Source organism: Pseudomonas sp. SBT1-2 (assembly GCF_028640875.1).
In the GTDB taxonomy this organism is placed as follows: Bacteria; Pseudomonadota; Gammaproteobacteria; order Pseudomonadales; family Pseudomonadaceae; genus Aquipseudomonas; species Aquipseudomonas chlororaphis_I.
This window is the reverse complement of record NZ_JAQZAA010000095.1, coordinates 26,535-45,425: the sequence shown is the minus strand read 5'-3', so window position 1 is coordinate 45,425 and position 18,891 is coordinate 26,535. Positions and strand designations below refer to the sequence as shown.

Sequence of the window (18,891 nt, the reverse complement as noted above, 5' to 3'; positions counted from 1 at the left end):
GGCGACTGCCATGACTCATCAAATCGCACTCAATTTCGAAGACGGGGTGACCCGCTTCGTCGCCGCCAACGCTGGCGAAACCGTGGCCGATGCCGCCTACCGCCAGGGCATCAACATCCCCCTGGACTGCCGCGACGGCGCCTGCGGCACCTGCAAGTGTTTTGCCGAAGCCGGGCGTTACGACCTCGGCGAGGAGTACATCGACGACGCGCTGACCGCGGATGAAGCCGAGCAGGGCTTCGTGCTGACCTGCCAGATGCGCGCCTTGAGCGACTGCGTGGTGCGGGTGCCGGCTTCGTCGCAAGTCTGCCGAGCCGCCCAGGCCACCTTCGACGCCACCATCAGCGCGGTGCGCCAGCTGTCCGACAGCACCATCGCCCTGTCGATCAAGGGCGAGGCCCTGAGCAAGCTGGCGTTTCTGCCGGGGCAGTACGTCAACCTCGGCGTGCCCGGCAGCGAGCAGACCCGCGCCTATTCCTTCAGCTCGCTGCAGCGCGACGGCGAGGTCAGCTTCCTGATCCGCAACGTGCCGGGCGGCTTGATGAGCAGCTTCCTCACCGGCCTGGCGAAAGCCGGCGACCGCATGAGCCTGGCCGGGCCATTGGGCAGCTTCTACCTGCGGGACATCCGCCGGCCGCTGTTGCTGCTGGCCGGGGGCACCGGGCTGGCGCCGTTCACCGCGATGCTGGAGAAAATCGCCGAGCAGGGCAGCGAGCATCCGCTGCACCTGATCTACGGGGTGACCAACGACTTCGACCTGGTGGAAATGGATCGCCTGGAAGCCTTCGCCACGCGCATCCCCAACTTCAGTTTCAGCGCCTGCGTGGCCAATCCCGAGAGCCGCCACCCGCTCAAGGGCTACGTGACCCAGCATATCGAGCCCAGGCACCTGAACGACGGCGATGTGGACGTGTACCTGTGCGGCCCGCCACCGATGGTCGAGGCGGTCAGCCAGTTCATCCGCGACCAGGGCATTGCCCCGGCCAATTTCTACTACGAAAAATTCGCCGCCAGCGCGGCCTGACAGCCCCCGCGCCCTTTGTAGGAGCGAGGCTTGCCCGCGATAGCGATAGTGCGTGCAACGCTGACCTTTCAGCCTGTCGGCTGATCGCGAGCAAGCTTCGCTCCTACAGAAGAAGGTGCGGTGGTGCGTCGGTATATTGGCATGAGGTTTTGAGATGAGCAGATTCGAGAAGAAAGTCGCCCTGGTCACCGGGGCGGCGCAGGGTATCGGCCGGCGGGTCGCCGAGCGGCTGGCCGAGGAGGGCGCGCGGCTGGTGCTGGTGGATCGCTCCGAGCTGGTGTTCGAGTTGCAGGCCGAGTTGGCCCCCAGGTTCGAGGTGCTGGCGCTGACCGCCGACCTCGAACAGTACGCCGAATGCAGCCGGGTGATGGCCGCCGCCGTCGAGCGTTTCGGGCGCCTCGACGTGCTGGTCAACAACGTCGGCGGCACCATCTGGGCCAAGCCGTTCGAGCACTATGAAGAGCAGCAGATCGAAGCCGAAGTGCGCCGTTCGCTGTTCCCCACCCTGTGGTGCTGCCACGCCGCGCTGCCCTACATGCTGGAGCAGGGCAGCGGCGCCATCGTCAACGTGTCGTCCATCGCCACCCGCAGCATCAACCGCGTGCCCTATGGCGCGGCCAAGGGCGGGGTGAATGCCCTGACCGCCTGCCTGGCGTTCGAGACCGCCGGGCGCGGGGTGCGGGTCAACGCGACCGCCCCCGGCGGCACCGAAGCGCCGCCACGGCGCATTCCGCGCAACAGCGCCGAGCAGAGCGCCGAGGAAAAGGTCTGGTACCAGCAGATCGTCGACCAGACCCTCGACAGCACCCTGATGAAACGCTACGGCACCATCGACGAGCAGGCCGCGGCGATCCTGTTCCTGGCCTCCGACGAGGCGTCCTACATCACCGGCATGGTCATGCCGGTAGGCGGTGGCGACCAGGGCTGAACCCTCAGGCGTCATCGAAAACCGCACCCTGACGGTAGGAGCGAGGCTTGCCCGCGATGGCGTCCGGCCTGACACACCGCGGCGTCCCGATCGCGGGCAAGCCTCGCTCCTACAAGACTGCGTAAACGCACATCCGGTTTCTCATAAAACAACAACAAGAGTCAGATGCCATGCGAAACATAGACAGCAATCAATTGATCGACGGGGCACGCTTCAATGCCTTTCACTGGCGCGTGCTGTTCTGGTGCGCGCTGATCATCATCTTCGACGGCTACGACCTGGTGATTTACGGCGTGGTGCTGCCGGTGCTGATGCAGGAGTGGGGCCTGAGCCCGCTGCAGGCCGGGGCGCTGGGCAGTTACGCGCTGTTCGGCATGATGTTCGGCGCGCTGTTTTTCGGTTCGCTGTCGGAGCGTATCGGCTGCAAGAAAGTCATCGCCATCTGCGTGGTGCTGTTCAGCGGTTTCACCCTGCTCAACGGGTTCACCACCACGCCCACCCAGTTCGGTATCTGCCGCTTTATCGCCGGCCTCGGCATCGGCGGGGTGATGCCCAACGTGGTGGCGCTGATGAACGAATACGCGCCGAAGAAAATCCGCAGCACCCTGGTGGCGATCATGCTCAGTGGCTACTCGGTGGGCGGCACCCTGTCCGCCGGGCTGGGCATCCTGCTGCTGCCGAATTTCGGCTGGCAGGCGGTGTTCTATGTGGCGGCGATCCCGTTGTTGCTGCTGCCGCTGATTCTCAGGTTCTTGCCCGAATCCCTGGGCTTTCTGCTGCGCCAGGGCCGGGAAGACGAGGCGCGCCAGGTGCTGCAATGGGTCGAGCCGGGCTTCGTGCCGCAACCCGGCGACTCGTTCGTCAAGGCCAACCTCAAGAGCGCCGGCGCGCCGGTGGTGCAGCTGTTCCGCGAAGGCCGGGCGCTGAGCACCTTGATGCTCTGGGTCGTATTCTTCTGCTGCCTGCTGATGGTCTACGCGCTCAACTCCTGGCTGCCCAAGCTGATGGCCAGCGCCGGCTACAGCCTGGGCTCGAGCCTGATGTTCCTGCTGGTGCTGAACCTCGGCGCGATCTTCGGCGCCGTGGGCGGCGGCTGGATCGGCGATCGCCTGCAGCTGCAAAAGGTCCTGGTGGCGTTTTTTGTCGTGGCCGCGCTGTCCATCAGCCTGCTCGGCTTCAAGAGCCCGCACGGGCTGCTGTACGCCCTGATCGCGATTGCCGGGGCGACCACCATCGGCACGCAGATCCTGGCCTTCGCCTGCGTCGCCCAGTTCTATCCGGTGACGATCCGCTCCACCGGCATTGGCTGGGCCTCGGGTATCGGCCGCAGCGGGGCCATCGTCGGGCCGCTGCTGGGCGGTGCCTTGGTGAGCATCGAGCTGCCGCTGCACTATAACTTCATGGCCTTTGCCATTCCGGGGGCGGTGGCGGCGCTGGCGATGTGTTTCGTCTACCAGCGACCCGCCAAGGCGCTGCCGGTCAGCCAGGCCAGCGCGCCATCGCTGTAGCGATGTCATGACCGGCGCGGGCGCCCAGGTGCCTGCGCCGGCGGTTCAGCCATGCCATGCCTCAGGGCTTCGGAGCTTGCATGCGGCAGTTGATCGAGGACTTTTCGTTGTCGGCGCTGGTGGCCGGGTTTATCGCCACGCTGATTTCCTATGCGGGGCCGCTGGTGATCATCTTCCAGGCGGCCAAGGCCGCGGGCCTGCCCCAGGAAGTGTTGTCGTCCTGGGTCTGGGCGATTTCCATCGGCAGTGGGGGGCTGGGCATCGTCCTCAGCCTGCGCTTCAAGGTACCGGTGGTCATCGCCTGGTCGGCACCGGGCTCGGCGCTGCTGGTGGCGTTGCTGCCGGGCATTGGCCTCAATGAGGCGGTGGGCGCCTACCTGGTGGCCAGCGCGCTGATCCTGCTGATCGGCCTGTGCGGCATTTTCGACAAGATCGTCGGCCGGCTGCCGGCGGCGATTTCCGCGGCGATGCTGGCGGGCATCCTGTTCAGTTTCGGTACCGGGCTGTTTCGCTCGATCCAGGATAAACCGCTGCTGGTCGGGGCGATGTTCCTCACCTACCTGCTGTGCAAGCGCCTGTGGCCGCGTTATGCGGTATTGGCCGTGCTGCTGGTGGGCTGCGCCATCTCCCTGACCATGGGCGATATCGATCGTTCGGCGCTGGTGATCGGCCTGGCCACGCCGCACTGGATCAGCCCCGCGTTCAGCTGGAACGCTGGGCTCAACGTCGCGCTGCCGCTGGTGGTGGTGGCCTTGACCGGGCAATTCGTGCCGGGCATCGCCGTGCTGCGCAACGACGGCTACCGCACGCCGGCCAGCCCGATCCTCGCCAGCAGTGCCTTCGCCAGCCTGTTGCTGGCGCCGTTCGCTTGTCACGGGCTGAACCTGGCGGCGATCACCGCGGCCATCTGCACCGGCCGCGAAGCCCACGAAGATCCGGGCAAACGCTATGTGGCCGGGGTCATGGGCGGGCTGTTCTACCTGCTGCTGGGGATCTTCGGCGCGACCCTGGTTTCGCTGTTCAGCGCCTTCCCCCGGGCCTTGATCGCGGCCCTGGCCGGGCTCGCGCTGTTCGCCGCCATCGGCGGCGCCCTGAGCAGCGCCATGGCCGTACCGCGGGATCGCGAAGCGGCGCTGATCACTTTCCTGGTGACGGCGTCGGGCATGTCGCTGTTCGGTTTGTCGGCGGCTTTCTGGGGGCTGCTGTTTGGCCTGGTGGCCCATGGCGTGCTGACCCTGCGTCGCCCGCAAGCCTTGTCTGCGGCGGGGGAGGCACCGGTCCAGGCGCGTAATTGACAGCACCCTGTATCGAAATCCTTGCACAGGCGAATCGCCACCGGCACGGCCTGTGCCTGCGGGCCTGCCGTGCGCTGCTGGTGAAATAAACGTGTGAATCCCCGGAAACCTGTGGGTTTTTCGATACAACCCTTACCCATTCTTTACCTTCATGCGCTGCTCGATGTCGCGCAAACGCTGTCTGAAACGGCGAGAAACTTGTGGTTCTCGTCCTGAAAGAGAGTGAAGTGATGATGTTGAGTCGAGTTGCAAAAGTGGCGGTAGTGATCGCCTTGTTGTCGTCCCTGTCGGGCTGCTGGATGTTCTTCCCGCCGGGTGGCGGCGGTGGTGGTCATGGCGGTGGCGGCCAGCATGGCGGTTTTGGCGGAGGTCCCGGTGGTGGCGGCCCACGCTGACCGCGGCTGACCCGAGCCTGTAGGAGCGAGCTTGCTCGCGAAAAATCCCAAGGGCGACGTGGAGCGTCAGACACACCCTGTTGTCCCTATCGCGAGCAAGCTCGCTCCTACAGTGACCCTGCTGGTTGCAGATACCGCGTCGCCGACAAGCAAGCGGCTGGTCGGATGCGCTGTTGCAAACCCCTTCTCGAGCCTGGGGCGCAGACCCCAGCACCTATACTCAACCCAGGCATGGTCGTGTGGTACCCGGTTGAAGCCTGCCCCGTCGTGGGCGGGTGGCCGTGGTCGACGCTGTGCGAGGGTTGCCATCTTGTACCTGCGTGCGCTGATCGTCGTGATGCTGCTGGTGCTGGCCGGGTGCGCCGCGACCCAGCGCGTCCGCGAGGCGGTGGCGCCGGTGGTGGTGCCGCCCAGCACCTGGCGCCAGGTGGACCGCGAGATCGCCCAGGCTTCGCAAGAGGCGGTGATCCAGGTCAAGGTGTTTGCCCGCGGCTCCATGGAGCATTGGCGGGTGCGGGTCTACGCAGTCACCGAAGAAACCTTCATCCCCTGGTTCAGCAGTTACTGGACCCAGGAATGGATGGCCATGAAAGTCAGTTGGTACAGCCTCACCGCCGGCGACGAGGAGGACGCGGCGGCGACGCGGCTGGCGGCCTACCTCAAGGAGCAGTATCAGGAACAGGTGCTGGCACCGGTGGCGGTGGAGATCGACCCGGATGCGATTCTCAACCAGGCCACGGAGTTCTATGTCGAGCTGCTGGACAAGCAGGTGCAGGTCATTGCCCAGCGCTATCGGCTGCCGGCCAAGCAGCTCGATCAACGGCTCAATGGCATCCAGGCAATTCGCCTGGGGCCGCCGCCGGCGCGCGATGCGTCGTTGTACCAGGTGCTGCACGCCAAGCCCTTGACCACGCTGCCGGCCTACTCGGCGCTGTACCAGCAGATCCATAGCGCCCCCGCGGGCACCGGCGAGGTGTCGTCCGAGGCGGGGATTGTCTCGGTGGCCAGGCAGGCCAGCGAAAAATTCGAAGCGCAGATGGCCGGCCGTGGCATTGCCGGCGCCGCGTCGGCGGTGGCTGGCAAGGTCGCCGGGGCGGTGATCTCCCTGGGGGCCGCAGGGTTTCGCGCGATCGCCCATGAGAGCGACCGGGCCGAGACCGAGGCGCAGATTCGCCAGAGCCTGGGCAAGGCGTTCGACCAGGCCTGGTTCAAGCTGTTGAACAACACCGGCAACGGGGTGATGGCCGGGGTGTATTACCTGGCCGGACAGGTCGAGGGCGAGCTGGGCAAAAGCGCGGTGCCGAACCCTCCGCTGGAGACCGTGCCAGGCTCCGTGCATCCGCCTGCCACGCCGGGCCTGAGCGCCCCGGAAACCGGTTGGCAACCGGAGCCATGAAGCCCGTCGGTCGGCCTCCCGGTTTTTTCGCGCCGAGCTGTCGATTGTCGGCGATGCGGATCGACCAGTTCACAGAAGGGCCGACACCCGGTTCGGCCCCGGATGTTCAACCCCAATCAGCAGGAGCAGGATCATGTCTTATGTCGATGGTTGTGTACTGGCAGTACCCACCGCCAACCTTGAAGCCTTCAAGCAGCATGCGCAGACCGCGGCGAAGGTGTTCAAGGAGTTCGGCGCCCTGAGCGTGGTCGATTGCTGGGGCGACGATGTGCCCGAGGGCAAGCTGACCTCGTTCCCCATGGCGGTCAAGCTCAAGGCGGAGGAGACCGTGGTGTTCAGCTGGATCATCTGGCCGTCCCGTGAAATCCGCGACGCGGGCATGCAAAAAGCCATGGAAGACCCGCGGCTCAAGCCCGACGCCTGCCCGATGCCGTTCGACGGCCAGCGCATGATTTATGGCGGGTTCAAGATGCTGGTGAATGCCTGAGGCATCACCAGCGGAACATCGGCAATGGCCGCAGCGGCGTACGCAGCAACTGCCGGGCCGAAGCGCGCGCCAACATCCAGTGAAAACCCTGGTCGGGGTAGCGTGCCTGGACCTTGCGGATAAACGGGCGGGGCAGGCCGAAGCTGAGCAGGCCCAGGGAGACGTCGATCGTGTCGGCCTGCCGGAACGCTTCGACACTCGCGGCGTGGGCCTGGCGATAGGGGCGCAGTTTGTGATGCTGCTCGATCAGCGCGCTGACCTGCTCATCCAGCAGCGATTCGCCGCGCTCGGCCAGAAAGGCCCGGGCCAGTTGGATCGACGGCGCCAGGTAGTCGAGGGTGCCATGAGTCCAGATACCCAGGTCATGAAAGGCCGCGGCGACCTGTACCGCCGAGGACAGCGGCCGGTCCTGCGGGTTGAGCGCGGTGTAGAAGCTCAGCACGCGATATATATGATTGCGATAGCCGGGCAGGTCCTTGCCGATCACCGTGGCGTAAGAGGCAAGGATCTGTTCGGTGAGCGGGCATTCGAGAACGACGTCCATGTGGTCTGCTCCGGGTCTGGAAGGGCGACAGTATAAGGCTCGGCGCAGGGCTTGAGGATGCGGGCGTCACGGCGTATCGACAGGTCGCGGATCGATTCAACGCCAGGAACAAAGGGCGGACCAGATGCTGGCCCGCCCTTTTTTCATTGCGCCGTTCGCTGGCGGTATTCGGTGGTGGTCATGCCGGCGTAGCCCCAGTTGTCGGTGTCGACTTCCTCGATGACGATGTGGGTCAGTTCCGGGGCCTTGTTCAGCACCCGTTGCAGGGTTTCGGTGATCTCGCGGATCACCTGGGCTTTCTGTTCGCGGGTCACGCCGTCACGGGTGATGCGGACGTTGACGAAAGGCATGGCATTACTCCTAAGGAAAGGATGGAGGTTGCAAGGGACGGGAGGCACGCGGGCCTCCCGCCGGGTTTACCATTTGCCGCTGCTCATGCCGCCGTCCACCGGCAGCACCACGCCGGTGGTGAAGCCGGCGCCGGACAGGTAGAGCACCGCGTCGGCGATTTCCTCGATGCGTCCGACCCGTCCGGCCGGTTGCAGGCCGTCGAGGAAGGCGCGGTGCGCCGGGTCGTGCATCGGCGTGTCGATGATCCCCGGGGCCACCGCGTTGACCTGGATGTTGAACGGCGACAGCTCCAGGGCCAGGGCGCGGGTCATCTGGTTCACGCCGCCCTTGATCAGCACCGGCAATGCCGCCGGGACCGCCAGGTTCGGTTGCAGCGCGACGCTGGCGCTGATGTTGATGATGCGACCCTGGCGCCGCTCGATCATGTGCCGCGCGGCGGCCTGGGAGGCGTAGACCACGCCCTTGAGGTTGGTCTCCAGCAGGCTTTCCAGCTCCTCGGGGCTGTAGTCGATAAACGCCTTGGGCAGGAAGAAGCCGGCGTTGTTGACCAGCACATCGACCTGGCCGAAACGGTCGATGGCGCGTTCGACCAGTTGCGTGGCGGTGGCCGGGTCGGCGATGTCGCCTTCGACCCCGAGAAAACGCTCGCTGTGGCCCAGGGTTTCGGCCGCCGCGGCCAGTCGCTTTGCCGAGCGGGCATTGCCGACCACGTTGTAGCCGCGGGCCAGGTAGGCCTGGGCCAGGCCGAGGCCGATGCCGCTGGAGGCGCCGGTGATGATGACGGTGCTGTTGGGGCTCAGGTTGAGGTTCATGGTGATAGTCCTGTTCTGCGTTGAGAGAAGTTCCAGCGCTGTTGGGCAGAACTATATTTGTGTGCCGAATACTGATAAATAGCGCCTCAGGTACTTCACTTGATACATGGTGTAATCAATGAGTCGGCAATTCGACGATGTGCTGCTGGGCAGCATCGAGCTGTTCTGCATGGCGGCGGAGATCGGCAGTTTTACCGGCGCGGCGCTGGCGGCCGGGGTCACGCCGGCAGCGGTCAGCCGCTCGGTGTCGCGCCTGGAAGAGCGGCTCGGCGTCCGCCTGTTCGTGCGCACCACCCGCAGCATCCGCCTGACCGACGGCGGGCGCGACTATCACCAGCAATGCCGCAGCGCGCTGAACCAGATGCTCGAAGCCGAGCGCCAGTTGACCGGGCAGCAGTTGGCGCCTTCCGGCACTTTGCGCATCAGCCTGCCGACCACCTACGGCCACCTGCGCATCCTGCCGCTGCTGCCGGAGTTTCGCCGGCGCTATCCGCAGATGCGGGTGGAGGTCAACCTGAGCAACCGCAATATCGACTTCGTCGAAGGGGGCTACGACATGGCGATCCGGGTGCGCGCGCAGCCGGATTCCGGGCTGGTCGCGCGGTTGCTGGAGGACGCCGAACTGGTGGTGTTCGCCGCCCCGGATTACCTGGCGCGGGCCGGTACCCCGCAGCGGCTCGACGACCTGGCGCAGCACGAGTGCATCCAGTTCGAGCTGCCCAGCAGCGGCCGGCGCATCGCTTGGCTGTTCAACGGCCCCGACGGCCCCTGCGAAGTGCTCGCCGAGGGGGCCTACGTGTGCTCCGAGGACCTGCTGGGGGGCGTGACCCTGGCCAGGCATGGCGCCGGCCTGTTCCAGACCTACCGTTTCATGGTCGAGCGCGAGCTGGCCGAAGGGTCGCTGGTGGAGGTGCTGCAGCCTTACGGTGGCCGTTCGCGGCCCTTCAGCCTGCTGTATCCCCACAGCCGGCATGTGCCGTTGCGCCTGCGCGCCTTTATCGACTTCCTGCTGGAGAAACAGCCGGGCTGGAAGACCTGAAGCGGGGATGGGCAGCCCGGGATGGATTGGTTAGTATGGCGACCGGGCTTCCTGGGCGCCCACCTCGCGAAAGCGCAAGCACCTTCAATTTCCGCAAGCACCACGCTTGCATACCCCCTCCGGGCCAATAGCGAGCAGGCCGATTCTCTTGGAGTTGGTATGCCTATCAACAAATCCGTTCCCCGTTCACCCGCCAGTCAGGCCGCCAGCCTGGTACTGCGCGAAGCCAAACGCCTGCATCGCACCGCCACCAGCGGTTCGCTGGCCAGCGCCTTGCCGATTCTGCGGCGCTTGCTGGCGAGCAACAGTTTGCCTGGCCTGTCGTTGCCTGAGCTGTATCGACAGCGCGACAAGGTGCAGCGCAAACACCTGCTGCGCACCCTGGCCAGCGAGGCCGGTTTTGCCCATTGGGAGAGCTACCGCCAGGTCCTCGACGAGCTGGCGCCCGAGCAGTTGCAGCACTTCGAACTGGTCTACCGCCAGGCGGGCCATCTCAACTGCTGGTTCTCGTCGCCGGACGAGGCTCGGCAGTACGTGGCCCATCATGGCGGCCGGCTGTTGTGCGTAGGGCAACAGGCGGTGGTGCTGGTGGATCTGCCGGCGGCGTAAGGCGCTATCCATCGTTGTACAGAGGCACGGTACCCGGGATCTGCCCGGGTGCCGTTTTTATTGGCATGCAACATCTGAATCAACAACACACATCTGTAGGAGCGAAGCTTGCTCGCGATGGTCGTTAACGATGACGCGTATCGACCGGGTAAGCGCGCCGCCCTCAAGTTCATCGCGAGCAAGCTTCGCTCCTACAGGACTGCGTTTTTATTTACGTGCCTCGAGAATCAGGTTGAACGGCGTTTCCGCGGCCCGGCGGAACTGGCTGAAGCCGGCTTCGCTGAAGACCTGGCGCAGGCGCGCTTCGCCGGCCTGGGCACCGAGCCCGAGTCCGACTTCCTGGGACAGCGAGTTGGGCGTGCAGATAAAGGTCGAGGCGGCATAGAACAGCCGGCCGACCGGGGTGATGTTCTGATCCAGTCGGTCGTTGGCGAACGGCTCGACCAGCAGCACGCTGCCGTCGTCTTTCAGCGCCTGGAAGGCATGTTGCGCGGCGCCCACCGGGTCGCCCATGTCATGCAGGCAGTCGAAGAAGCAGATCAGGTCGTAGTCGTTGCCGGGGTAGGTCTTGGCGCTGGCCTGGGAGAACTGCACGCGGCCGGTCACCCCGGCTTCCTCGGCGCGTTGCGTCGCGGTGGCGATGGAAGGCTGGTGGTAATCGAAGCCGAAAAACTGCGAAGCGGGATAGGCCTGGGCCATGATCACCGTCGAGGCGCCATGCCCGCAGCCGACATCCGCCACCTTGGCCCCGGCCTGGAGTTTTTCCACCACGCCGTCCAGGGCCGGCAGCCATTCGGCCACCAGGTGCGCCCGATAGCCGGGGCGGAAGAAGCGCTCGGTGCCGCTGAACATGCAGGGGTGATGATCGCCCCAGGCCAGGGCGCCGTCGCCGCGCATCGCCGCCAGCAGTTTGTCCTTGTCGTGAAACAGCGCGGAGACCACCACGGCGCCACCGGCCACGTACACCGGCGAGTCCTCGATGGCCAGCGCCAGGGCCTGTTCTTCCGGCAGGCGGAACTGGCCGTCGAGGTGTTCCATGTAGCCGGACGCGGCATGGGCGCTCAGCCATTCGCGCAGCAGCCGCGCGTTGCAGCCGGTCTTGGCGGCCAGCGCTTCGGGGCTGACGAAACGACTGTCGGCCATGGCCCGGTACAGGCCCAGTTCTTCGCCGAGAATCATATTGGCGAGCATGGCCGCGCCGCCCATGTCTGACACCAGTTTGCCCATGAAATCGTTGAGCTTGGCTTCGTCCATGGCCTTGTCCTCCGCTGTGAGGGTCACTGCCGCAGACGGCCCGGCAGTGGCCGGATGGAGATACGCGACGCACGCGAGGAGGCCATGTCCCGGCGCTGCCGAAGGAATGGGTCTGGCAAGCCAGGCCTGTGCTTTGAAGAGCTGATGCACGGACGCCTCCCGCGTGGGCGGGGGGCGTGCCTACCGTCAGGAAGGTGAGGCAGGCCATCGGGCCTGGGCGTCGAACCCATGGCGGCAGGCGAGGCTGCGCGCAGGTTCCGGGGACGCCCGGAGCAAGCGATTCCTGGTCGGTAGATGAGTCAGTTTAGTTCCCCGGTGGGGGCATCGCGGGGTTGGCCGATAAGGGGGCAGGGCGCCGATCACGGCGCCCTTGGGCAAGGTCGGTCAGGCCTTCAAGGGGTGCCGAACATGGCGGTCCAGTAGATGCCGGCATCGCTTTTCGGATCGATCGCATAGGACGCACCCAGCTCGCGGTATTGCGGGTTCATCAGGTTGGCGCAATGGCCGGGGCTGGCCAGCCAGCCATTGACCACCTTGCGCACGCTGTCCTGGCCGGCGGCGATGTTCTCGCCGATCTGCTGGCCGGCATAACCCGCCAGTTCGGCGCGGTCGCCGGGGGTACGGCCGTCGCGGTCCTTGTGATCGAAGAAGTTGTGGTTGGCCATGTCCCGGGTATGGTCCTGGGCCGCGCTGGCCAGGGTGGCGTTCCAGGCCAGCGGGGTGGCGGCGGCGAAGATCTGGTTGCCGCACTGGCGTGGCTGCGCCCGGGCGCTGTTGAGGCTTTCCAGGAGTTTCTGGCCTTCCGCCTGCCAGTCGCCGAGGCGTGCGGTGAGCAGCGGCCGGGCGAGGACGATGCGCCAATCCTGGCCGGTGCGGCTGACGCCGATATCGACGAACTGCGGGTCCAGCACCACCTGGCAGAAGCTTTCCCGCACCGCCTTCATGGCCGCCTGGGCATCGCGCGGCCCGGACAGGCTGATGGCCTGCACATTGACCATCGGGTAGGCGCTGCTGGCCAGGGCCTGCTGCAGGTTGCCGATGCTGTTGGCGGGCAGCACCAGGCGTGGGTCGGCGGCCAGCGGCGGCAGCTCCTGGGACACCTGGCCGGCGCAGCGCTGGGCCTGGCTGCGGTAGCTGTTGATCGATGTCACCAGTTGCGTCTCGTCGCTCGCCACGGCGGTGGTGGCGAAGGCCATGCTCATCGACAACAGGAGGGACGACAGCAGGGTCAGTGGCAGAGCGGAGGATAGGCAGCGCATGGAGGTCTCCCTTGAGCGAATTGCGCCCATGATGCGCGATTTCGCCCCGGTCGGCGCAAGGTCTTTTTGCCGAAAACGGGCGCCGTTATCCATTCTTTTGGTTGCCGGCATGGCGCCGGTTACGGGCGGACGGCGGCGAACTACACTCAATTCCAGCCGCGCCAGCCGGCAGGCTGGCGGTGGCTTTCCCGTGCCCGGATCGGGCTTTTGGCGAAGGTGCGAGCATGCACCCGACAGCGATTGCCGGCGGTCTCCTGATCCTCCTGTGCGGGGGGCTGGCGATGGCCGCGGGTGAAAGAGCGAACCCCGAAGTGGTGGAGGACAAGGCCCAGGTCCTGGAGCAGAAAGCCGCGGACCAGCAACCGGCGCCCCGCAGCGAAACCATTACCCCTCCCGAGGCCCAGGCGGTGGACCCGGCCGGCGCCGCGCCGCTGGACGATGCCATCACCTGCCTGGCGCGTTCCATCTACTGGGAAGCCAAGGGCGGGGCCGCCGCCGACATGGAAGCCGTGGCCAGCGTGGTGCTCAACCGGCTCGGCCACGAGGGGTTTCCCGATACGGTGTGCGCGGTGGTCAAGCAGGGTTCGCAGCAGCGTGCCTGCCAGTTTTCCTGGTGGTGCGACGGGCGTGCGGACCAGGTGAAGGAAGATGAGCCCTACATCGCGGCCAAGGAAATCGCGCGCAAGGCGCTCAACCAGCAACTCCCGGACCGCAGCCACGGCGCCCTGTATTTCCACGACCGGCGCGTGCGGCCCGCCTGGGCCAGGCAATACCGCAAGACCGCCGAGACCCGGAAGTTTCTGTTCTACAAGCCGCAAGGCGACAGCGCCCGCTAAACCGGTTTACCCAGGCCATCTGTAGGAGCGAGCTTGCTCGCGATAGTGTCCGTGCTGACACGCTGCATCGCGAGCAAGCTCGCTCCTACAGGGACTGCGTCAACTACGCGGGCGGAGTATCATGCCCGGCCCGCCGCCGACGCCTGCTGTCCCAGGCGTGCCTCAACCTTTGGAGCCCTCCGCGCAATGCCCACCATCAGCCATTTCCAGACCCCGTGCCCGGAGGCCGTCAACAGCCAGATCCTGCAGATGGTGGTCGACTACCTGACCGACATCAGCGCGGTAGCGATCCCGCCCAGCAACCTGCTGTACAACATCTACCAGTACGCCATCGGCTACGAAGTGCATCTGTACCTGCAGGCCCTGGACGGCTCCCGGGGCATCGCCGTGGAACTGCTGGTGGCCACTGACGATGATGACCCGCAGCAGGTGCTGGGTTTTGTGCTGTACCTGCCGGTCAAGGACGATCCCGAGGCGTGCGGCGTGGCCTATATGGCGGTGCGTGCCAGCCATCGCCGGCAGGGGATCGCCCGTTCGCTGCTGGCACGGATGCGCGAGCGCTACCCCCATGCCGAACTGACCTGCGCGGCGGGCAAGGTGCCCTGTTTCGAAGCGCTGGGCTTCCAGGTGCTGGGCGTGCGCGGTCCGCAGGTGCTGATGAACACCCGCGATCACGCCACCGACGGTTTGATGGGCCTGCTGGACACGGCGCCGATCTATCGCTCGCTGGAGGTGCGGCAGATCCACAGCTACCTGCTGCAAAAGCATGGCAAGCGGGCGATGCTCGATGCCGAAAAACAGCGCGACCGTCACCTGGACCAGATGACCCGCAACGCCCAGGCGCTGGTCCGCGAGCGCCTGGGGCAGGGCTGAGGCCGCTCGGTCGCTCAGCCCGGCTTGTGCTGGTCGGCGGCCATGATCGAGGGGGCCAGGGAAATGCCCGCCATCTGGCAGATGTCCGCCAGCGTCGCCCTCTGCTTCTGGAAGGCCTTGGCCAGGTCCAGCGCGGCTTCCTGGACGTCGAGACCGAACTCCTTGATCACCTCGCTCTGATCGAACAGGAAGCCATAGGCCAACAGTTCCGGGGTTCGCGATTCGTCCTTGGGCACGATGACGATTTTCCAGAAGCGGGTCGGGTAGTGCACCGGGCCCTTGCCGAAGTCCTGCTCGACACAGGAGTCCCCCAGCACCGGGCCGGCAAAGATGACGGCCTGGCCGCCCCCGGCCTCGATCTGTTCGGCCAGCTCGCCCTCGAAGTAACCCCAGATGCCTTTGCGATTGCGGTACTGGGCGCCGTCGGGCGTTTCCTGGTTGAACAGCTCGTGCTGTGGCGTGCAGTTGGTCCAGTGGTAGGTGTCGGCGTTGGCGTACTCGGTGTCGATTCCCGGCTGGCCCCAGCAGCTGTCTTCGCGGCGCACGATATGGCCGCGATCGAAGTTGCCGGCCGGCGCGTAGATGTCGCTGTTGGTCAGCTGGAATCGGCTCGGCACCCGGCGGTCGAGGCGCCAGCTTTCGCCGCCGAAGCCCCGGCGGCCCCGCGCATCGCCACGGACCTCGGGCCGGTAGTCGGCATTGGAGGCGGCCCACATCGGCATGCGGTACTTCTTGTTCATCACCAGCGAATAGCGGTGATAGGGCAGCTCCAGCGGAGCGTCGTCGTCCAGGTGGGAGAGCCTCATGGCCGGCACATTGCGCGCCGAGGCGGCATGTTCGCGGTAGTCGCCGACGCGGTAGAGCTGGGCCAGCTGGGCGCCCTCGACGAAGGGCGGCGGGACCGGCACCCCGAGAAAATCCGGGTCGTAGCCGGGGCGGGCCTCGTAGTCGAGGTCGAAGGTCAGGGTCTTTTCCAGGGCCGCGACTGCCGGAGCGGAGTCGGTTGATGCCGGCTCGGCCGGCGCCACGCTCAGGCTGGAGGTAATGCTTGCCGGGCTGTCCGCGGCATGGCTGAGGATGTTGATGGTGGTGGGGCCGGAGATATGAAAGATGTTCTGCGACCTATCGGGCAGGCCTGGGCGGAGCGGCGTAACGGCCACTGCTTCGTTGACGCTGAGCGCGGCCAGCGGATCGGCGGTCTGCTCCATGAGCTGGGCCAGCAGCTCGGCCGGCCTGCCGCTCAGTTGCAGGGCCTTGAGCGCGCCGACGATGCTGCTGACCCGGGTGCCCTCGTTGGCCACCCAGTCCACGGTGCTTTCCTCGTCCCCTTCGGGGTTCCAGAGGCTGTGGTCGGTCTTGAGGATGTTGCCGGCTGCGTCGGTCCGGGGGATGCCGCAGTGATGCAGGGCGATCAGTTCCCAGTTGTCGCTGAACACCGGGGAGCCGGAGGCGCCTTCAGCGGTGTCGGTTTCGTAATGCAGGAAACCCTGGTCGAGAATGTCCAGCAGCCGGTTGTGGGTGGTGGCGTACTGGCGCGGGCCGCCATCGGGGTGCTGGATGATGTTCATCGGCCGGCCACGCAGGGTCTTGCCGGTGGCTTCGATCAGGCGGATGCAGCCGTAGTCCGACAGTGCCTCGCCGCGCGTGCCCTGTGTGGAAATGGCCACCAGGCAGAAGTCCAGCGCCTCGTCGGCGAAGTAGAACTGGTCCGGCTGCAGGTTGAAGTAGGTGCCTTCGTTGATGCCGCGCTCCTGCCTTTCGTAGAGAAAGTTGGCGGCGCAGTCCACGGCATCCACATACCGGGGAAACACATGCTGGTTGGTCAGCAACAGGCTGGGCGAGACCAGGAAGCCGGTGGCGAAGCCCTCGACCACCGTGCCCGGGCGTGGCGCATTGACCAGCCGCGCCACCGGCCTTGCCGCCTGGCGGGCGGCCTCGCTGGGGGCGTAGAAGGTCGGGTCCCAGGTGCCGATCCGGCGTTCCAGCCCGGCGCGGGTCAACAGGGCACGGGCGTTCTCGCGGGCAACCCACTTGGCCAGTTGCTGCGGTGAATCGCCGGCGCCCGGGCCCAGTTCGCGGATGCGCGACAGCGATGCGGTTCGGGTATTGGCTTGCTGGTTCCAGCGCTCCAGGGCTTTGGCCATGTTGCTTCTGCGGGCACTGGCAACGGCATCTGGCGTCTTGCTCATGGGCACCTCCTGGCGAGTACGGGATTCCTTTCGGGCTAGCCATTTGAGCGTAGACAACAAGTGCCGCGGCAGACGGCTGGCGTCATGCCAGCTCGTCGGATCCGCCGCTCTTTATGCGCCTTTTATGCACCTTTGCCGGCGCGCTCCTGCAAGCGCTCGAGCAACACCTTGGCCACGCCCTGGGCCGAGCCCGGGTTCTGCCCGGTTACCAGCTCGCGGTCGATCACCACGTTTTCGCTCCACGGCGAGCGGTTGCTGCGGTACAGGCCGCCGGCCTGTTCCAGGGCGGTTTGCGGATAGAAACGCATGGCGCCGCCGCCCAGCAGGCCCTTGGCCAATTCCTCTTCCTGGTTGCTGATCACCGTGAACTGGTAGCCGGCGTAGATCCAGCCCGGGGCGCTGGCCTTGCCGCCGCTGGCCAGCTGTCGGGTGAAGTCCTGCGCCTGGGGCAGGGTCGACAACAGGGCGATCGGGCCGTGGCAGACCAGGGCGGTGGTCTTGTTGTTCTGATGGAAGTTGCTCAGCAGCCGGCCCAGCTCGGGGCTGTGCAGCAGGTCCTGCATCGGTGCGTGGCCGCCGGGCACGTACAGCGCATCGAAATGCTCGTAGCCGATCTGCTCGACCCGGGCCAGGCTGATCACCGGCGATTCGCCGGGGGAGGTGATTTTCAACTGGTCGAGCAGCGCCTGGTGCGCCTGCAGCGCGGCGACATCATTGTTGAAGTACATCTTGTCGGTGGAGGAGCGGTCCAGGGTCGGCGCCTTGCCCTGTGGGGTGGCGAAGGTTACCGAGTGGCCGGCGTCGAGCAGCTGCTTCACCGGTTGCATCAGTTCGTTGAGGTAGAAGCCGGTGGAAAACACCTTGCCGTCCTTAAGGTCGAGGTGGTCGGAGTCCGAGAGCACCACCAGGACGTTTCCGGCCTGGGCGTTGAAGGTGGCGGCGGTGATGCTCATGGCAAGAGCGAGGGTGCTGAGTGGGCGCATGTGGGTGTCCAGTATGTGAGGTCAGGGAGCCGGCGGTGGCCGACGGGTGATTCACTGTATTCATGCCTCTGTGGGCGATAAACTCGCGCCACTGGAAATCACTTGTTCCCTGGAGGTTAAGGTGAGTCGCCGATTCGATTATCTGGCTGACGTCGAGGTGTTCGTCAGCGTGGTGGAGAAGGGCTCGTTGAGCGCTGGCGCGGTGGCGCTGGGCACCACCCCGTCGGTGGTCAGCCGGGCGATTTCCCGGCTGGAGGCGCGCCTGGGCGTGCAGCTGTTGCGCCGCACCACAAGGCGCCTGAGCCTGACCGAGGCCGGCCTGTTGTACCTGGAACAGTCGCGCGCGGCGTTCGAGTTGATCGACGGCGCGGAGCGCAGCATCCAGGGCCAGGACGGCGAGCTGAACGGCCGGGTGCGCCTGAGCGTGCCGACCACCTACGGCCATTACCGGCTGCCGGCGCTGCTCGGCGGCTTTGCCCGGCAATACCCGCAGGTGCGCATCGAGCTGAGCATCAGTAACCGCAATGTCGACCTGGTGGCCGAAGGCTACGACCTGGCGATCCGCCTCGGCCAGTTGCCCGACAGCGGCCTGATCGGGCGCAAGCTGGAGGACGCGCCGCTGTGCCTGGTGGCGTCCCCCGACTACCTGCAACGCGCCGGCACGCCGCAGCAGCTGGAGGACCTGGCGGCCCATGCCTGCCTGCCGTTCATCATGCCCAGCAGCGGCCGGGTCGGTGCCTGGCTGCTGCGCGAGCAGGGGCGGGACCTGGAGTGGACACCCCAGGCGAATATCCAGGTGGCCGACGATGTACTGGGCATTGTGTCCCTGGCCGAGCACGGCATGGGCATCTGCCAGACCTACGAGTTCATCGTCCGCGAACGGATCGCCAGCGGTCGCCTGGTGGCGCTGCTGCCGGAGGCGGGCGGTCGTTCGCGGCCGTTCTCGGTGATCTATCCACCGCATCGCCAGCTGTCGGCGGCGGCGCGGGCCCTGATCGATCACCTGACCCAGGCCGTGGCGCAGTGACAGGCCGACTGGCCATCAGCCCCGGTGTTGCTCGGGAGGAGGATTAAAAAAGCGCCCACTCCCGTGGGGAAGGGGATTTACT

At 66.1% G+C, this 18,891-nt stretch carries 19 protein-coding genes; 12 read left to right on the top strand and 7 right to left on the bottom strand.

Translation table 11 applies throughout. From position 1 onward, the window contains the following. The first annotated feature begins 10 nt into the window (after nt 1-10). The 7 genes from benC to PVZ78_RS20675 all read left to right on the top strand — a co-directional run bounded on the left by benC (nt 11) and on the right by PVZ78_RS20675 (nt 7,033). On the top strand, nt 11-1,024 hold the full coding sequence (gene benC, locus PVZ78_RS20705) for a benzoate 1,2-dioxygenase electron transfer component BenC (protein ID WP_273829174.1): 1,014 nt from the start codon (nt 11-13) through the stop codon (nt 1,022-1,024). 154 nt (nt 1,025-1,178) lie between these two features. Further along, a complete protein-coding gene (locus tag PVZ78_RS20700; RefSeq protein WP_038633812.1) occupies nt 1,179-1,952 on the top strand; it encodes a 1,6-dihydroxycyclohexa-2,4-diene-1-carboxylate dehydrogenase in 774 nt (257 codons plus the stop codon). Nucleotides 1,953-2,122: 170 nt separating this feature from the next. Continuing rightward, nucleotides 2,123-3,460 (top strand): MFS transporter, encoded by a 1,338-nt coding sequence (locus PVZ78_RS20695; protein ID WP_273829173.1) that lies wholly within the window; start codon nt 2,123-2,125, stop codon nt 3,458-3,460. Between the two features lie 80 nt (nt 3,461-3,540). Further along, nucleotides 3,541-4,755, top strand: a complete 1,215-nt coding sequence (locus PVZ78_RS20690; protein WP_273829172.1) for a benzoate/H(+) symporter BenE family transporter — start codon at nt 3,541-3,543, stop codon at nt 4,753-4,755. A 230-nt stretch (nt 4,756-4,985) separates the two neighbouring features. After that, nucleotides 4,986-5,150 carry a hypothetical protein gene (locus tag PVZ78_RS20685; RefSeq protein ID WP_200877304.1) on the top strand — a complete coding sequence of 55 codons (165 nt, stop codon included), beginning with the start codon at nt 4,986-4,988 and terminating at the stop codon, nt 5,148-5,150. 310 nt (nt 5,151-5,460) lie between these two features. Continuing rightward, entirely contained in the window at nt 5,461-6,546 is a 1,086-nt protein-coding gene (locus PVZ78_RS20680; RefSeq protein WP_009049921.1) for a hypothetical protein, read from the top strand. A gap of 133 nt (nt 6,547-6,679) precedes the next feature. Further along, nucleotides 6,680-7,033: a DUF1428 domain-containing protein gene (locus PVZ78_RS20675; RefSeq protein ID WP_041988230.1), complete on the top strand. Its 354-nt coding sequence runs from the start codon at nt 6,680-6,682 to the stop codon at nt 7,031-7,033. Nucleotides 7,034-7,037: 4 nt separating this feature from the next. Here the strand turns inward: PVZ78_RS20675 and PVZ78_RS20670 are convergent, their stop codons facing one another. The 3 genes from PVZ78_RS20670 to PVZ78_RS20660 form a co-directional block, all read right to left on the bottom strand. Then, a complete protein-coding gene (locus tag PVZ78_RS20670) occupies nt 7,038-7,577 on the bottom strand; it encodes a phosphohydrolase (protein ID WP_041988228.1) in 540 nt (179 codons plus the stop codon). A gap of 143 nt (nt 7,578-7,720) precedes the next feature. Next, nucleotides 7,721-7,927 carry a tautomerase family protein gene (locus PVZ78_RS20665; RefSeq protein WP_007922853.1) on the bottom strand — a complete coding sequence of 69 codons (207 nt, stop codon included), beginning with the start codon at nt 7,925-7,927 and terminating at the stop codon, nt 7,721-7,723. 66 nt (nt 7,928-7,993) lie between these two features. Further along, a complete protein-coding gene (locus PVZ78_RS20660) occupies nt 7,994-8,740 on the bottom strand; it encodes an SDR family NAD(P)-dependent oxidoreductase (protein ID WP_037005758.1) in 747 nt (248 codons plus the stop codon). Nucleotides 8,741-8,858: 118 nt separating this feature from the next. Here PVZ78_RS20660 and PVZ78_RS20655 point away from each other — a divergent pair, with 118 nt between their 5' ends. Both PVZ78_RS20655 and PVZ78_RS20650 read left to right on the top strand, forming a co-directional pair. Next, complete coding sequence (locus PVZ78_RS20655) at nt 8,859-9,779, top strand: LysR family transcriptional regulator (RefSeq protein ID WP_041988223.1); 921 nt, start codon at nt 8,859-8,861, stop codon at nt 9,777-9,779. Nucleotides 9,780-9,938: 159 nt separating this feature from the next. Next, nucleotides 9,939-10,388, top strand: coding sequence for a hypothetical protein (locus PVZ78_RS20650; protein WP_041988220.1), 450 nt, complete (start codon nt 9,939-9,941; stop codon nt 10,386-10,388). Between the two features lie 207 nt (nt 10,389-10,595). On the opposite strand, the gene PVZ78_RS20645 is transcribed toward PVZ78_RS20650, so the two are convergent. Together PVZ78_RS20645 and PVZ78_RS20640 are read right to left on the bottom strand one after the other, a co-directional pair. After that, nucleotides 10,596-11,642, bottom strand: a complete 1,047-nt coding sequence (locus PVZ78_RS20645) for a class I SAM-dependent methyltransferase (RefSeq protein WP_016702328.1) — start codon at nt 11,640-11,642, stop codon at nt 10,596-10,598. Nucleotides 11,643-12,034: 392 nt separating this feature from the next. Beyond that, the gene (locus tag PVZ78_RS20640; RefSeq protein ID WP_443218362.1) at nt 12,035-12,844 is read right to left on the bottom strand and encodes a CAP domain-containing protein; all 810 of its coding nucleotides are present in this window, start codon (nt 12,842-12,844) and stop codon (nt 12,035-12,037) included. A 281-nt stretch (nt 12,845-13,125) separates the two neighbouring features. On the opposite strand from PVZ78_RS20640, the gene PVZ78_RS20635 reads away from it, so the two are divergent. Together PVZ78_RS20635 and PVZ78_RS20630 are read left to right on the top strand one after the other, a co-directional pair. Further along, the gene (locus tag PVZ78_RS20635; RefSeq protein ID WP_443218361.1) at nt 13,126-13,737 is read left to right on the top strand and encodes a cell wall hydrolase; all 612 of its coding nucleotides are present in this window, start codon (nt 13,126-13,128) and stop codon (nt 13,735-13,737) included. A gap of 186 nt (nt 13,738-13,923) precedes the next feature. After that, a complete protein-coding gene (locus tag PVZ78_RS20630; protein ID WP_101282883.1) occupies nt 13,924-14,610 on the top strand; it encodes a GNAT family N-acetyltransferase in 687 nt (228 codons plus the stop codon). A 14-nt stretch (nt 14,611-14,624) separates the two neighbouring features. On the opposite strand, the gene PVZ78_RS20625 is transcribed toward PVZ78_RS20630, so the two are convergent. Next, nucleotides 14,625-16,799, bottom strand: a complete 2,175-nt coding sequence (locus PVZ78_RS20625) for a DNA/RNA non-specific endonuclease (RefSeq protein WP_028682039.1) — start codon at nt 16,797-16,799, stop codon at nt 14,625-14,627. Nucleotides 16,800-16,921: 122 nt separating this feature from the next. Next, nucleotides 16,922-17,782 carry a type 1 glutamine amidotransferase domain-containing protein gene (locus tag PVZ78_RS20620; protein ID WP_009049910.1) on the bottom strand — a complete coding sequence of 287 codons (861 nt, stop codon included), beginning with the start codon at nt 17,780-17,782 and terminating at the stop codon, nt 16,922-16,924. Between the two features lie 121 nt (nt 17,783-17,903). Between PVZ78_RS20620 and PVZ78_RS20615 the strand changes: the two genes are divergently transcribed. Further along, nucleotides 17,904-18,809, top strand: coding sequence for a LysR family transcriptional regulator (locus PVZ78_RS20615; RefSeq protein WP_124337039.1), 906 nt, complete (start codon nt 17,904-17,906; stop codon nt 18,807-18,809). Nucleotides 18,810-18,891 lie beyond the last annotated feature (82 nt).